The organism is Niveispirillum sp. FG148 (assembly GCF_057809655.1).
On sequence record NZ_JBMDKJ010000006.1, the window covers coordinates 277850 to 292229 of the forward strand.

Below are 14380 nucleotides of genomic sequence, written 5' to 3' on the forward strand. Positions count from 1 at the left end.
CGCCGCACGCGCGGCGGGGCGGCGGTCGCCGGCCTTGTTTCTGGCGCCCGCAGCCGCCGGCCTGTGAGTCGGTGCCTCACTTGCCGGCGTGCCCTGGTATCAGCCCTCCAGCTTGTCCAGCATCTCCTGCGTGATCAGGACGACGCCACCTTCGGACCGGTAGAAGCGGCGGGCATCCTCCTCCGGGTTCTCACCTACCACCAGACCGGCGGGGATCACGCAGCCGCGGTCGATGACCACCTTGGTCAGCCTTGCGTTACGGTTGATCTCCACCTCCGGCAGGACGACGGCGTCCGTCAGTTCGCAATAGGAATGGATACGCACCTTGTTGAACAGCAGCGACCGGCGCACGATGGAACCTGAGGTGATGCAGCCGGCCGACACCATGCTGTCCACGGCCATGCCGCGCCGTCCATCATCGTCGAAGACGAACTTCGCCGGGGGCAGCTGTTCCTGATAGGTGAAGATCGGCCATTCCCGGTCATAGAGATCCAGGTCGGGCGAGACCTTGCACAGGTCCAGATTGGCTTCCCAATAGGCATCGACGGTGCCCACGTCACGCCAGTAGGCGACACCCGGCATGGCGCGGTTGCGCACGCAGCTGTCGCTGAAATGGTGGGCCATGACCTTGGAAGTCTGCACCAGATAGGGGATCAGGTCCTTGCCGAAATCGCGCGAGGAGGTCTGGTCGGCGGCATCGCGTTCCAGATGCGCGTACAGGAAATCGGCATTGAAGATGTAGATGCCCATGGAAGCCAGGGCCATGTCGGGCTTGCCCGGCATGGCGGGCGGGTCGGCCGGCTTTTCCAGGAAGCTGACGATGCGGTTGTCATCATCCACATGCATGACGCCGAAGCCCGTCGCCTCCATGCGCGGCACCTCAATGCAGCCCACGGTCACATCCGCGCCGGTGCGGATGTGGCTGGCCAGCATGTTGGCGTAATCCATCTTGTAGATATGGTCGCCGGCCAGGATCAGCACGAACTCCGCCTTGTGGGAGCGCAGGATGTCCAGGTTCTGGTAAACGGCGTCGGCCGTGCCCTGATACCAGCTGGTCTCGTTGATGCGCTGCTGGGCGGGCAGCAGATCAATGAATTCGCCGATCTCACCACGCAGGAAGTTCCAGCCGCGCTGCAAGTGCCGCAGCAGGGAATGCGACTTGTACTGCGTGATGACGGAGATTCGGCGGAAGCCGGAATTGATGCAATTGGACAGCGCGAAATCGATGATGCGGAACTTGCCGCCGAAATGCACCGCCGGCTTGGCGCGCCGGTCGGTCAGCTGCTTCAGCCGGCTGCCACGGCCGCCGGCCAGCACCAGGGCCAGGGCATGGCGCGGCGCCTGCCGCAGATCGCGGTCCAGACGCGGTTCGGACTGACTGGTCACCAATTCCCGATCCTCCCATCCATTGATGCTATGCGCCGCCGCTTCGCGTGGCGGCTGTATCGATGGCGTGATGCTCGCACAGGCCGCCCCTTCCGGTCATCCCCGGATACGTATGCACCGCCGCTTTTCCAGGCAGGGCAGGCAGCGAAATGGCGAAGACAGGGGGCTCCGGCCCCCGGTCCCCAGCGCGTGCATTGCCCTCAATCGATCTGCCTATTTTTTAGCCTGTCACATTTTTGACCGCTGATTCCTGTCCGACGGGGTGGGGGATTTTGGGGTAATACTTTGAAATAAATGAATATTGCTGGTTTTTATCCCATTTGGAATCGCCTAAAATTTATGCATTTTACCCTGTTCGGAGGGGGTTTGATGGGTGCGTGCGTGGATTCCGGTCACAGGCAGGCTGAGGGATTCCGCCGCTTTGCGCTGCGGCACGGACTTTGAATAAGGGAACATCGGCGTGTGCGGTGGCCCGGTCGGCCCCGTGCCCACAAGAATGGGGAGCCACATGAATCGTATGTTGAAGACCCTTATCGCGGCGTGCTTGGCGTTGGCCCCGAGTGTGGCGCTGGCTCAGGACGCGGCACCGACCCCGACCCTGGACACCGGCAACACCGCGTGGATGCTGACCTCGACAGCCCTGGTGCTGTTCATGACCATTCCCGGTCTGGCGCTGTTCTATGGCGGCATGGTCCGCAAGCCCAACGTCCTGACCATGGTGATGCAGTCCTTCGCCATCACCGCGCTGGTCACGGTGCTGTGGGTGGTCGCCGGCTTCAGCCTGGCCTTCGGGGCGGGCAATGCCTATATCGGCGATCTGTCCAAGGCCTTCCTGTCGGGAATGGAGGTCGGTTCGCTCTGGCCGGCCACGACGATCCCGGAATCGGTGTTCGTCACCTTCCAGATGACCTTCGCCATCATCACCCCGGCCCTGATCACGGGCGCCTTCGCAGACCGCATGAAGTTCTCGGCCCTGCTGCTGTTCATGGGCCTGTGGTCGCTGCTGGTCTACAGCCCGGTCTGTCACTGGGTCTGGGGCGGCGGCTTCCTGGGCGGTGACGGCGTGCTGGATTATGCCGGCGGTACGGTCGTGCATATCAATGCCGGCGTGGCCGGTCTGGTCACGGCCATCTTCCTTGGTAAGCGCAAGGGCTATGGCACGTCGGACATGAAGCCGCACAACCTGGTCCTGTCGCTGATCGGCGCGTCCATGCTGTGGGTTGGCTGGTTCGGCTTCAATGCCGGTTCCGCCGTGGCCGCCGACGGCCGTGCGGGCTTCGCCATGCTGGTGACGCAGGTCGCCACCGGTACGGCCGCTCTCGCTTGGCTGTTCGTCGAATGGGGCGTGAAGGGCAAGCCGTCGGTCCTGGGTGCCATCTCCGGCGCCGTGGCCGGTCTGGTCGCCATCACCCCGGCCTCGGGCTTCGTCGGTGTCGACGGCGCCCTGGCCATCGGTGTCGCCGCTGGCGTCATCTGCTACTTCGCCTCCACCACGCTGAAGCATGCCCTGAAGTATGACGACAGCCTGGACGTCTGGGGCGTGCATGGTGTGGGCGGTATTGTCGGCGCCATCCTGACGGGTGTCTTCGCCAAGGCCTCCATCACCGGTGCCTCCAGCCCGCTGGGTGCCCTGGAAGGCAATGTCGGTCAGATCTGGACCCAGATCTACGGCATCGGCGCCACGGTCATCTGGTCGGCCGTCGTCACGACGATCATCCTGTTCATCGTGAAGGCCATCGTCGGTGTCCGCGTCGACGAGGAAGCCGAGCGTGACGGTCTGGACATCGCCCTGCACGGCGAATCGATCCAGTAAGTCTTCGGGCATCAGCCTGAAATGGAACCGCCGCATCGGGCAACCGGTGCGGCGGTTTTGTTTTTGGGGTGTTGGGTGTTTGGGATGCCCTCGCCCTTCCACAGGTTGGAGCCAATGGGAGGGAGAGGGCGCGACCTCACCCGATCACTCCACCGTCAACACGACCTTGCCCGTGGCCTGCCGGCCCGACAGCAGGCGCAGGGCCTTGGCATAGTCGGCCAGCGGCAGCGCGTGGGAGACATGGGGGCGCAGCTTGCCCTGACCCCAAAGGGCCAGCAGTTCCAGCAGGCTTTGGCCCAGGCGCTGCGGGTTATGCTTGCGGTAATTGCCCCAGAACAGGCCCAGCACGGCACAGTTCTTCACCAGCAGAATGTTGGCCGGCACCTGCGGGATGCGGCCCGCCGCGTAGCCGATGGTGATGATGCGCCCGCACCAGGCGATGTTGCGCAGGGCCGCGTCGAAATAATCACCGCCGACGGGGTCGAACACGACATCCACGCCCTTGGGCGCCAGTTCCTTCAGCCGGGTCTTCAGATCCTCGGCCGTGTAATCGATCACCTCATCGGCACCATGGTCCCGCGCCACCGCCAGCTTTTCCGGCGATGACGCGGCGGCGATGACCCGGGCGCCCATGGCCTTGCCGATCTCCACCGCCGTCAGGCCGACGCCGCCCGACGCGCCCAGCACCAGCAGCGTCTCCCCCGCTTGCAGCTGCGCCCGGTCGGTCAGGGCCAGATGCGAGGTGCCATAGGCGACGGGGAAACTGGCGGCAATGGTGAAGTCCATGGCATCGGGAATGGGCAGGACGGCACCGGCCTCCACCACCGTTTCGCTGCGGAAGGCGCCCTTGGCCGACAGGGCCATGACCCGCTGCCCCAGCTTCAGGTGACGCACGCCGTCGCCCACTTCCGTCACGATGCCGGCGCATTCCATGCCGGGGGTGAAGGGGAAGGGCGGCTTTTCCTGGTACTTGCCCTCGATGATCAGGGTGTCGGCGAAATTCAGGGCGGCGGCCTTGATGGCAATCCGCACCTCACCGGCCGCCAGCGGCAGGGAAGGCACCTCGGCCAGCGACAGCTTCTCCGGCGGGCCGAACTCGGTGCATTGCAAGGCGACAGGCATTGTTTCCTCCCCATGGTTCGTTCAAACAATTGTTTGAAGGGTGCGGGGGAGGGAAGCCGCGGTCAAGTGTTTAGCGCTGATGCGCCTATCGCTTGATGCCCTCGTCCGTCAGCACCGTGACGGGATAGCCCCGATATTCGGCCGGGGCGCCATGGTCGGGGCCGGCGACGCGCAGATAAATGCGCCCCTCGCCAATGCCGGTGCCCACGACGGGGCGGCCCGCGTCGGTCAGTTCCTTGAACAGGGTGCGGGCGGCATCGGCCAGCGGGTGCTTTTCGGGGATCTGGGGCTCGGTCATGGGTCCGGACAATGTGGAAATCGACTGGTGCCACTGTGCGACGGAAGCGCGTGGCGGGTCCAGTCCGTCCTTTGCACGCAAGGGCTGGGCGCAAGGGGCCCCCCAGGCTTTCGCATGGCAAATCCGGCCTGCCGTTGGGAGTCTGCCGCGAATCCTGGCAAGCCGGACCTTGGTCGCAAGGGTGAGAATGTAGTTCCACTACAAAATCCGTCCGGCGCGCAGCCTGAAATTCCAGTCCTTGCAAAGGGTGGCCCGTGTTTCGGCATCTTCTGCATGTGAAACGGCGTTAGCAAACAAGGCTCCCCCGGCCCGTCGCGACCGCCAACGGAATTATCTGTCCGTGATCCCGGCACCGCCATTCCGCCTGATGGTCGGTCACTTCAACTTCATGACAAGGCAGCCCCGGAAAGCTTCACAAAGATTACCGGATGCGTCATCGTGCAGATGCAAAATGAACGGCCGGCATAATCCTTAAAGGAACCCCGGCCACCTGGGTCGCCTTACGGGCACGAGGACTTAAGAGGGGGAATCGGATCGCATGAAAATCGCCATTCCGAAAGAACGCCGGGCGCATGAAATGCGCGTCGCGGCGACACCGGACACGGTACGCAAATATATCGGCCTGGGATTCGAGGTGACCGTCGAGTCGGGCGCCGGCCTGGGCTCTGCCATCACTGACGACGCTTTTGCTGCTGCCGGTGCGACTGTGGCCCCGGATGTGACGGCCACGCTGTCGGGTGCCGACATCGTGCTGAAGGTGCAACGGCCGCTGTCGGCCGGCGAGGGCGAGGTCGATGAACTGGCGCTGATCAAGCCCGGTGCCATCCTGATCGCCGCCCTGTCGCCCTATGGCGCGCCGGAGACGGTGGCCGCCTATGCCACCGCCAAGATCGACGCGTTCGCCATGGAGTTCATGCCGCGCATCACCCGCGCGCAGAGCATGGATATCCTGTCGTCGCAGTCGAACCTGGCCGGTTATCGCGCCGTGATCGAGGCCGCGAACGAATTCGGCCGCGCGTTTCCCATGATGATGACGGCGGCCGGTACCGTGCCGCCGGCCCGCGCCCTGGTCATGGGTGCCGGCGTGGCGGGCCTGCAGGCCATCGCGACCGCCAAGCGCCTGGGAGCCGTGGTGTCGGCCACCGACGTGCGTCCGGCCACCAAGGAGCAGGTGGAAAGCCTGGGGGGTACCTTCGTTGCCGTCATGGATGAAGAGTTCCAGCAGGCGCAGACGGCCGGCGGCTATGCCAAGGAAATGTCCAAGGAATATCAGGCCAAGCAGGCGGCCCTGATCGCGGAGACGATCAAGAAGCAGGACATCGTCATCACTACGGCCCTGATCCCCGGCCGCAAGGCCCCGATCCTGGTCACCGATGACATGCTGAAGACCATGAAGCAGGGGGCGATCCTGGTGGATCTGGCCTGTGAACAGGGCGGCAATGTCGAAGGGGCCGTGGCCGGCCAGGTGGTGGAGAAGTACGGCGTGAAAATCGTGGGCCGCATCAATATGCCCAGCCGCATCGCCGTCGACAGCTCCGCCCTTTACGCCAAGAACCTGCTGAACTTCATCACGCCCTTCGTCGACAAGGAGACGAAGGTGCTGAAGATGAACTGGGAGGATGATGTGGTGAAGGGCACGGGCCTGACCCGTGACGGCGCCGTCGTGCATCCGTCGTTCAACAAGCCCGCCGCCTGAGGAGGAACGAATGATCCTTGCTGCCAATGCGGACAGCGGTGCTGAGCTGCTGAACAACCTGCAGGCTGCGCATGACAACGCGCTGCAGCTTACCGAACGCGTCGCCCAGTTGGAGGCGCAGCTTGCCAATGCCGGGGGCATGCCCTTCATCGTCATCGGGCTGACCGTCTTCGTGCTGGCCTGCTTCGTCGGCTATTACGTCGTCTGGAAGGTGACGCCGGCCCTGCACTCCCCCCTGATGGCCGTGACCAACGCCGTGTCGTCGGTCATCATCGTCGGCGCCCTGATCGCCACGGGTGCCGCCGATAACGGTTTCTCCGCCCTGATGGGTTTCCTGGCCATCGTGCTGGCCAGCGTCAACATCTTCGGCGGCTTCATGGTCACGCAGCGCATGCTGGCCATGTACAAGAAGAAGGCGCCATCCGGCGCCGCCAAGAAGTGATCGGGGAGGAAACATAATGCTCGTCACCGCATCGCTTCTCTATCTCGCCTCCGGTGTGCTGTTCATCCTGGCCCTACGCGGCCTGTCCAGCCCGGAAACCGCCCAGTCGGGCAACCGCTTCGGCATGATCGGCATGGCGCTGGCCATCGTTACCACCCTGGTGGCGCTGCCGGCCCTGACCGGCAAATCGCTGGAATTCACCCGCCTGGTCATGATCGTGGCCGGTATCGCCATCGGCGGTGCCGCCGGCGTGGTCATCGCCAAGCGCATCCAGATGACGCAGCTGCCGCAGCTGGTCGCGGCCTTCCACTCTCTGGTCGGTCTGGCCGCCGTGTTCGTGGCCGGTGCCGCCTTCTATTCCCCGGAAAGCTTCAATATCGGCAAGCCGGGCGACATCCATGTCGGCTCCATCATCGAGATGAGCCTGGGCGTAGCCATCGGCGCCATCACCTTCACCGGCTCCGTCGTCGCCTTCCTGAAGCTGGACGGCCGGGTCAGCGGCAAGCCGCTGGTCTTCGCCGGCCAGCATCAGCTGAATGCCGCGCTGGGCATCGGTCTGGTCGTGCTGATCGTCCTGCTCTGCCTGACGCAGTCGCCGCTGCTGTTCTGGGTCATCGTCGCCCTGGCCCTGGCGCTGGGCTTCCTCTTGATCCTGCCCATCGGCGGGGCCGACATGCCCGTGGTCGTGTCCATGCTGAACAGCTATTCCGGCTGGGCGGCGGCGGGCATCGGCTTCACGCTGCAGAACAACCTGCTGATCATCACCGGTTCGCTGGTCGGCGCTTCGGGCGCCATCCTGTCCTACATCATGTGCAAGGGCATGAACCGATCGATCATCAACGTCATCCTGGGCGGGTTCGGCGGTGATGCCGCAGCCGGTCCGGCGGGCGGTGCGGGCGCCATCGACCGCAGCTTCAAGGCCGGTTCGGCCGACGATGCGGCCTTCATCATGAAGAACGCGTCCAAGGTCATCGTGGTCCCCGGCTATGGCATGGCCGTGGCCCAGGCCCAGCACGCGCTGCGTGAAATGGCCGACCTGCTGAAGAAGGAAGGCGTGGAGGTGAAGTACGCCATCCACCCCGTCGCGGGCCGCATGCCCGGCCACATGAACGTGCTGCTGGCCGAAGCCAACGTGCCCTATGACGAGGTGTTCGAGCTGGACGAGATCAATCGCGATTTCGGTCAGGCCGACGTGGCCTATGTCATCGGCGCCAATGACGTGACCAACCCGGCCGCCAAGACCGACCCGGCCAGCCCGATCTTCGGCATGCCCATCCTGGATGTGGAAAAGGCCAAGACCGTGCTGTTCATCAAGCGGTCCATGGGTGCCGGTTATGCCGGTGTCGAAAACGAACTCTTCTTCCGTCCCAACACCATGATGCTGCTGGGCGACGCCAAGAAGGTGACCGAAGAGATCGTGAAGAACCTGTCGGGCAGCGGCCACTGATCGCTTGCCACGGTTGATGAAGAAAGGGCCGCTCCGGCGACGGGGCGGCCTTTTTCCTTGTTGATCGGCCTTATTCCGAAATCGTAACGATTATTGTGCCGCCGGTCGCGATGTTCCAGCAAGGGTGACGCGATCGCCCGGCAGCCAGAATTCGGAGAAGGTGCAGATCCGGCCGCCCAGGCGCGCCGTGCGTGTCATCAGCAGGCAGGCGCTGTTCGGCCCCAGGCTCAGGGCGTCGGCAATCTCTGGCGGCGGCAGGGTGGCGCGCAGGGAATGATCGACCTGTTCATGCGGGACCAGGATGGATGGGCTGGCATTCGGGGCCTCCGGCGCCAGCGCCGGCAGAATCCAGCGATCTTCCACCATCAGGGCCTGGCCGTCGATCCGGTGGCGCCAGCGGCCGCGGAACAGGGCCGTGCCTGCGGTCAGGCCGAAGATGGCGGCGACAGCGGCGGGTGCACGGGCGGGACCGGCAAGCAGCGTTTCCAGTTGGTGGCGCGAACCCCCGGCGATGGCGTCGGCTACCGGGTCGGGGATTTCCAGCACGGTGGCGGACGCGCGCTGCGGGGCGACGAAGCTGCCCAGGCCGGGTATGCGGAACAGCCAGCCTTCCGCCGTCAATTCCCGCAAGGCGCGGTTCGCGGTCATCCGCGATACCTGGAACAGGCTTACCAGCTCATGCTCCGATGGTACGCGGTCGCCCGGCCCCAATTGGCCGCGGCCGATCAGGCCGGCCACATGGTCCTTGACCCGCTGATAGAGCGGAGCCTCGCCGGGACTGCTGACGGGCGGCCGATCCAAGATGGCGTTTCCTTGTCGTTTCCAATATTGGATACGATCATATGCCTTTATGCAGCCCGGCGGAAGGGTTCAGCGGGCGCGTGATGTGGGCGGGGACACTTCTCGCCACTGACCTGGCGCCAGACCGTCCAGCGTCCAGTCGCCCACGGCCCGGCGGATCAGGCGCAGGGTCGGAAAGCCGACCGCGGCGGTCATGCGCCGGACCTGACGGTTCTTTCCCTCCCGCAGCACGATCTCCACCCAGCTGGTGGGAATGGCCTGACGGAACCGGACGGGCGGGTTGCGCGGCCACAGCCATTCCGGCTCCGGAATGGTGCGTACTTCCGCAGGCAGGGTGGGGCCGTCCTTCAGGGTTACCCCTTGGCGGAGGGCACCCAGGGCCGCGTCGGTGGGGATGCCTTCCACCTGCACGCAATAGGTCTTGGGCCATTTATGGCGCGGCTGGCTGATGCGGGCGATCAGGCCGCCATCATCGGTCAGCACCACCAACCCCTCGCTGTCGCGATCCAGCCGCCCGGCCGGATAGACGCCGGGCACATCCAGGCATTCGGCCAGGGTGCGGGCCGACGTGCCTTCATCCGTGAACTGGCACAGCATGTCGTAGGGCTTGTTCAGCAGGATGACGCGCGGCATGGGGGAACCTGTGCGGGAAGGGGCTTGACCGGTGGGCGGGGCCGTCCAGATTGTCAGATATCATGAGCCGCCTGAAACCTCTGCCGCCCGATCTGCCCCTTCCCGCACCTGCCAAACCGGCGGGAAGGTCATTGGGCGAATGCGGCCTGTGCGGGCGTCCCCTGATCGCCGGTCCCAGCGTGGAGGAGCATCATCTACTCCCGCGCAGCCAGGGCGGCAAGCAGACCGTGCCGCTGCACCGCGTCTGCCACCGCAAGATCCATGCGGAACTGTCGGAAAAGGAACTGGCGCGCGGCTACACGACGCTCGACGCGCTGCGCGCCCATCCCGACATCGCCGCCTTCATCCACTGGGTGGCGCGCAAGCCGCCAGAATTCACCGCTGTCACTTTCCGGGCCAAGGATCATGTGAAGGCGGGGAAGAAGTACCGGGATTGAGGTGAGGCCCGGCCAGGGCAATTTCCTTCAATACGCGCAGGCCGGTGGACGGCGATATGGACGGACCCCTGTCCGGCCGGAGACCACCCCATGATTGCATCCCTGTTCACGCTCGACCCCGCCCTGCTGCTGGCCATGGCCAGTTTCGCGCTGGTCGCGTCCATCACGCCCGGCCCTGTGAACAGTCTGGCGCTGGCCAGCGGGGTACACCATGGGTTCCGCCGCTCGCTGGCCTATGTCACGGGCGCCACGCTGGGCTTTACCGTCCTGCTGCTGCTGGCGGGGCTGGGCATGGCGGAGATGGTGGCGCGGGTGCCCCTATTGGACCTGCTCATCCGAGTCGCCGGCACGGGCTTTCTGCTCTATCTCGCCTGGCGGCTGTGGGGAGCCGATGGCGGGATGGCGGTGGGCGGGGCGGTGACGCCGCCGTCGCTCTGGGCCGGGGCCAGCCTGCAATGGCTGAATCCCAAGGCCTGGATCGCGGCGCTGGCCGGCATGGGGGCCTATGGCCTGTCGGGCGGTATGCCCGCCATCCTGGCCTTTGCCGGGCTCTATTTCCTGATCTGTTATGCCGCCATCGCCCTATGGGCCTTCGCCGGTGCGCGGATGGCCGTCATGCTGGCCCGGCCGGGGCGCATGCGGCTGTTCAACCGGGTGATGGCGGCCCTGCTGGCGGCTGGTGCCATCCCCCTGCTGTCGGGCGGCTGAAGCGGTGAACTGCCCCGGCGTGGCGGCCACATGCGCCTTGAATACCCGCTGGAAATGCGCCTGATCGGCAAACCCCGCCTCAAGCGCTACATCGACAATGGGCAGGCCGCGGCGCAGGGCCTCACGGCTGAAGCGGATGCGCCGGTCCGTCTGATAGGCGTGCGGGGTCAGGCCATAGCGTGCCTTGAACGCCCGCACCAGATATGATGGGGAAAGCCCGCTGGCCGCGGCCACCATGTCCAGCGGCAAATCTTCCGTGCAGTGCCGGGCAATGTGATCGGCGGCCCGGTCCAGGGCGGCATGATCATCCGGCCGGGGCGGATAGGGGCCGTCGACCCGCGCCGAAAGGTCGGTGAAGAACTGGACGGCCGCCTTTTCCTTGGCCGCCGCATCCAGATCCGCTGCAAACAGGTGGTCGAACAGGGCCATCAGGTCGGCAAAAAGCCCGGCATCGGTGGACAGAACGGCGCCATAGGGCCGGAACCCGGCCTCCCCCTGCACCCGGCCCAGCCAGGTGGCATCCACATGCAGCATGCGATAGGACCAGGGCTGGCCATCGATGGGGTTGCAGGCATGCACCGCGTCGGGATTCATCAGCACGGTGGTCCCCGCCATCACCAGATGGCGTTCGCCCCGGATGACGAAATCACTGTGACCGCCGGTAATGGCGCCGATGGAAAAGGTGGCGTGGGAATGGGGGACGTAGCAGACCGTGCGCCCGTCCGCGACGGCCCGTGCTTCCAGATGCGGCAGCGCGGGATGACGCCAGAACACATGCGGGTCGACGGGACGGCGGGGCATGGGCAATTCTCCTGCGGCACGAAACCCGGATGATAACCCGACCCCGGAAAGACCAAAAGCCGCCCGCGGGTATCCCCAGGGGCGGCATTCAATCCCGTGGCCGTCAGGCCGACTGGAACCCCATCCGAAGATGGGGTGGGCTATTAGTAGCCCTCGCGCTCCAGACGCTTGCGCAGCAGCTTGCGGGCGCGGCGGATGGCTTCAGCCTTCTCGCGAGCGCGCTTTTCCGACGGCTTCTCGTAATTGCGGCGCAGCTTCATTTCGCGGAAGATGCCCTCACGCTGCATCTTCTTCTTCAGCGCGCGCAGGGCCTGATCGACGTTGTTATCACGAACCAGAACTTGCACGGGACATCCACTCCAATGGGTGCGCTGACCGGACGGACCGGCGCCACGCGACTAGGGTTGAGAACAAAGAAACGGCAACGCGAGACCATGAAGGTCGCGCCATCGCCCGATCCAGTCGGCGGGTTTATACACAGGCAGGGGGGGCTTGTGAAGACCCGCAGCGTCGGAATGTGACGATTCATGCGGAATGGCCGACATGCGGGCGGCTGGGACACGGTTTTCCTTGCCTTGCATCGGCTCCGTCGGGGCCGCAGAATGGGGGAGAAACCCGAATCGCCCCCTTTGGAGCCCTGGTCCATGGCCGTTCTTCCCATTGTCCGCATGGGCAATCCCGTGCTGCGCCGTGTCGCCGATGCCATTGCGGTCCCCCACACGGGGGGATTCCCCGATGATCTGCGCCAGCTGGCTGCCGACATGGTGGACACGATGTTCGATGCGCCCGGCATCGGCCTGGCAGCGCCGCAGGTGGATGTCTCCCGCCGTATCATTGTTTTCCGGGTGCCGCCGGAGCGATCGACCGGCATTGCCGGTGATGCGCCGACGGGTCCGCAGGTGCTGATCAACCCGGAATTCCTGCCCATCGGGTCGGAGATGGTGTTGGGCTGGGAAGGCTGCCTGTCGATCCCCGGCTTGCGCGGCGTCGTGCCGCGCTACCAGCGCATCCGCTACCGAGGCTATGATCTGGACGGCCATCTGGTGGAACGCGAGGCCGCGGGCACCCATGCGCGGGTGATCCAGCATGAACTGGACCATCTGGATGCGGTCCTTTATCCGGACCGCATGGAAAGCCTGGCCACGCTGACCTATATCGATGAGCAGAAATTCTTCGGCGCAGAGGTTCTGGCCCCGCGCTGATATGCCCGATCCGGGCCAAAGGGGATGTTGAGATGATCGAGACCGCCGCCGACGCCGTTTCCGGCCCCGCCCCGCAACGCGACGCCTATGCAGAGGCGCAGGCGGCCCTGGCCGCGCGCCGCGACGCCATCCTGCTGGCGGCCCTGCCTGATGTGGCCTTCGATGGCTGGACCTGGGGCGTTCTGCGTCGGGCAGCCGATGCGGCGGGGTTCCATACGGGGGAAGCCGAGGCCGCCTTTCCCGGCGGTCCGGTGGAGGCCGTCTGCTGGTTCAGCCAATGGGCCGACCGGCAGATGGCGGCGTCGCTGGCCCACACGGACCTGAAGGCCCTGAAGGTGCGGGAACGGATCACCCTGGCCGTGCGCCGCCGACTGGAAGCGCTGGTCCCGTACCGGGAGGCCGTGCGCAGGGCAGGCAGCCTGCTGGCCCTGCCGCCTTATGCCGGCCGCGCGCCACAGCTGGTCTATGATACGGTTGATGCCGCCTGGCGGGCCGTGGGTGATGGCTCCACCGACTATAATTTCTATACCAAGCGGCTGCTGCTGGCCGGCGTCGTCACGTCGACCACGCTCTACTGGCTGGATGACCGGTCGGAAGGGCTGTCGGACAGCTGGTCCTTTCTGGATCGGCGCATCGCCAATGTCATGACCCTGGGCCAGGGGATCGGCCAGTTGACAGGGCGGATGGACAAGGTGGGCACCCTTCTGTCCCACGTCCCCTCGCCGACACGGTTCATGCGCCGCCTGCGCGGGGCGGCGACGCGCTGACGGGGCTTATGCCCGCCCCCTCAGACGCCGGGCGCCAACATTCGTTGGCTTGGCTTACGCGGGCACGGGCCCGCGCGGCGGCAGTCGCCGCCGTACCAAGGTTCATGAATTATGACCCTTGGTTTTGGGTCAGGCCGCCACGGGGCCGATGGGGCGGGCGGCCTGGATCTGTTCGTTCAGCATGTCGCGCACGGCACGACCGCGGTGTGTCAGCTGTACCGTGCGCAGCCGGCCATCGCGTGTCCAGGCCTTGCGTTCCACCAGCGGGCCGGCCTCCGCGCCCTCATTCTCTCCGGCGGACAATTCATCGATGGCGCGGCTGATGGTGCAGGGCGCCTCGCCCATCAGATAGGCCAGTTCCGCCTGACTGATCCCTTCATTCTCGCAGATGGTCAGCAGGGCCGCCGCCGTGCGCAGCGACATGCGCGGGTTGATGGTCAACAGGGCCCGGGCGATGGCCAATGCGGTGCTGGGATGGCGTTCCATGGCGCAACCTCCCGTCAGGCGATGTCGGCATAGGGCAGCAGGCGGCCCGTGCGGGTTGCGGGGACCTGACGCTTCGTGCTGTTGCCCGGCGTGGCGCGTTGGCGCATTTCGCGCAGGTCCAGCGTGCAGTCCGGGTAATGGCGCCGCACCTCATCCAGCAGATGCATCAGCTGTCGCTGATGGTCACCGGCTTCCACGAAGTTGCTGGTCTGGAATTCGATGGTGATGCATGCCTTCAGGCGGAGTTTCCCGTCCTTCATTTCCTGTCTCCAAAGCGGGTGATGACAGGAACGGCGGAACCGGGGGGCGATACTGGGGCGATGGTTCCGCCGCCCTGTCGA

General features: G+C 65.5%; 16 protein-coding genes and 1 pseudogene. 8 read left to right on the forward strand and 9 right to left on the reverse strand.

Translation table 11 applies throughout. From position 1 onward, the window contains the following. Nucleotides 1-99: 99 nt before the first annotated feature. Nucleotides 100-1389, reverse strand: coding sequence for a glucose-1-phosphate adenylyltransferase (glgC, locus tag ACODTW_RS09505; protein ID WP_488945737.1), 1290 nt, complete (start codon nucleotides 1387-1389; stop codon nucleotides 100-102). Between the two features lie 505 nt (nucleotides 1390-1894). On the opposite strand from glgC, the gene ACODTW_RS09510 reads away from it, so the two are divergent. After that, a complete protein-coding gene (locus tag ACODTW_RS09510) occupies nucleotides 1895-3199 on the forward strand; it encodes an ammonium transporter (protein WP_488945738.1) in 1305 nt (434 codons plus the stop codon). 144 nt (nucleotides 3200-3343) lie between these two features. Here ACODTW_RS09510 and ACODTW_RS09515 read toward each other — a convergent pair whose 3' ends face one another. Next, complete coding sequence (locus ACODTW_RS09515) at nucleotides 3344-4321, reverse strand: NADPH:quinone oxidoreductase family protein (protein WP_488945739.1); 978 nt, start codon at nucleotides 4319-4321, stop codon at nucleotides 3344-3346. 85 nt (nucleotides 4322-4406) lie between these two features. Continuing rightward, nucleotides 4407-4619, reverse strand: a complete 213-nt coding sequence (locus tag ACODTW_RS09520) for a hypothetical protein (RefSeq protein WP_488945740.1) — start codon at nucleotides 4617-4619, stop codon at nucleotides 4407-4409. Nucleotides 4620-5157: 538 nt separating this feature from the next. Between ACODTW_RS09520 and ACODTW_RS09525 the strand changes: the two genes are divergently transcribed. From ACODTW_RS09525 to ACODTW_RS09535, 3 genes are read left to right on the forward strand one after another with little or no spacing between them, the layout of a single operon-like run. Next, nucleotides 5158-6315, forward strand: coding sequence for a Re/Si-specific NAD(P)(+) transhydrogenase subunit alpha (locus tag ACODTW_RS09525; protein WP_488945741.1), 1158 nt, complete (start codon nucleotides 5158-5160; stop codon nucleotides 6313-6315). Between the two features lie 10 nt (nucleotides 6316-6325). Next, nucleotides 6326-6757, forward strand: coding sequence for an NAD(P) transhydrogenase subunit alpha part 2 (locus ACODTW_RS09530; protein ID WP_488945742.1), 432 nt, complete (start codon nucleotides 6326-6328; stop codon nucleotides 6755-6757). A 16-nt stretch (nucleotides 6758-6773) separates the two neighbouring features. Beyond that, the gene (locus ACODTW_RS09535) at nucleotides 6774-8204 is read left to right on the forward strand and encodes an NAD(P)(+) transhydrogenase (Re/Si-specific) subunit beta (RefSeq protein WP_488945743.1); all 1431 of its coding nucleotides are present in this window, start codon (nucleotides 6774-6776) and stop codon (nucleotides 8202-8204) included. A 90-nt stretch (nucleotides 8205-8294) separates the two neighbouring features. On the opposite strand, the gene ACODTW_RS09540 is transcribed toward ACODTW_RS09535, so the two are convergent. Further along, nucleotides 8295-9005 carry a UTRA domain-containing protein gene (locus ACODTW_RS09540; protein ID WP_488945745.1) on the reverse strand — a complete coding sequence of 237 codons (711 nt, stop codon included), beginning with the start codon at nucleotides 9003-9005 and terminating at the stop codon, nucleotides 8295-8297. Nucleotides 9006-9074: 69 nt separating this feature from the next. Next, nucleotides 9075-9638: a pseudouridine synthase gene (locus tag ACODTW_RS09545; RefSeq protein ID WP_488945746.1), complete on the reverse strand. Its 564-nt coding sequence runs from the start codon at nucleotides 9636-9638 to the stop codon at nucleotides 9075-9077. A gap of 62 nt (nucleotides 9639-9700) precedes the next feature. Here ACODTW_RS09545 and ACODTW_RS09550 point away from each other — a divergent pair, with 62 nt between their 5' ends. Both ACODTW_RS09550 and ACODTW_RS09555 read left to right on the forward strand, forming a co-directional pair. After that, the gene (locus ACODTW_RS09550) at nucleotides 9701-10075 is read left to right on the forward strand and encodes an HNH endonuclease signature motif containing protein (RefSeq protein WP_488945747.1); all 375 of its coding nucleotides are present in this window, start codon (nucleotides 9701-9703) and stop codon (nucleotides 10073-10075) included. A gap of 90 nt (nucleotides 10076-10165) precedes the next feature. Next, complete coding sequence (locus ACODTW_RS09555; protein WP_488945748.1) at nucleotides 10166-10783, forward strand: LysE family translocator; 618 nt, start codon at nucleotides 10166-10168, stop codon at nucleotides 10781-10783. Between the two features lie 15 nt (nucleotides 10784-10798). Here the strand turns inward: ACODTW_RS09555 and ACODTW_RS09560 are convergent. Both ACODTW_RS09560 and rpsU read right to left on the reverse strand, forming a co-directional pair. Next, nucleotides 10799-11584: pseudogene (locus ACODTW_RS09560) on the reverse strand (helix-turn-helix transcriptional regulator); the annotation flags it as partial. Between the two features lie 143 nt (nucleotides 11585-11727). Then, nucleotides 11728-11931, reverse strand: a complete 204-nt coding sequence (gene rpsU / locus ACODTW_RS09565) for a 30S ribosomal protein S21 (RefSeq protein WP_012567245.1) — start codon at nucleotides 11929-11931, stop codon at nucleotides 11728-11730. A gap of 297 nt (nucleotides 11932-12228) precedes the next feature. On the opposite strand from rpsU, the gene def reads away from it, so the two are divergent. After that, nucleotides 12229-12786: a peptide deformylase gene (gene def / locus ACODTW_RS09570; protein WP_488945749.1), complete on the forward strand. Its 558-nt coding sequence runs from the start codon at nucleotides 12229-12231 to the stop codon at nucleotides 12784-12786. A 32-nt stretch (nucleotides 12787-12818) separates the two neighbouring features. Beyond that, the gene (locus ACODTW_RS09575; RefSeq protein ID WP_488945750.1) at nucleotides 12819-13553 is read left to right on the forward strand and encodes a COQ9 family protein; all 735 of its coding nucleotides are present in this window, start codon (nucleotides 12819-12821) and stop codon (nucleotides 13551-13553) included. A 129-nt stretch (nucleotides 13554-13682) separates the two neighbouring features. Here the strand turns inward: ACODTW_RS09575 and ACODTW_RS09580 are convergent, their stop codons facing one another. Beyond that, the gene (locus tag ACODTW_RS09580) at nucleotides 13683-14039 is read right to left on the reverse strand and encodes a hypothetical protein (protein ID WP_488945751.1); all 357 of its coding nucleotides are present in this window, start codon (nucleotides 14037-14039) and stop codon (nucleotides 13683-13685) included. Nucleotides 14040-14053: 14 nt separating this feature from the next. Next, a complete protein-coding gene (locus ACODTW_RS09585; RefSeq protein WP_488945752.1) occupies nucleotides 14054-14299 on the reverse strand; it encodes a hypothetical protein in 246 nt (81 codons plus the stop codon). Between the last annotated feature and the right edge of the window lie 81 nt (nucleotides 14300-14380).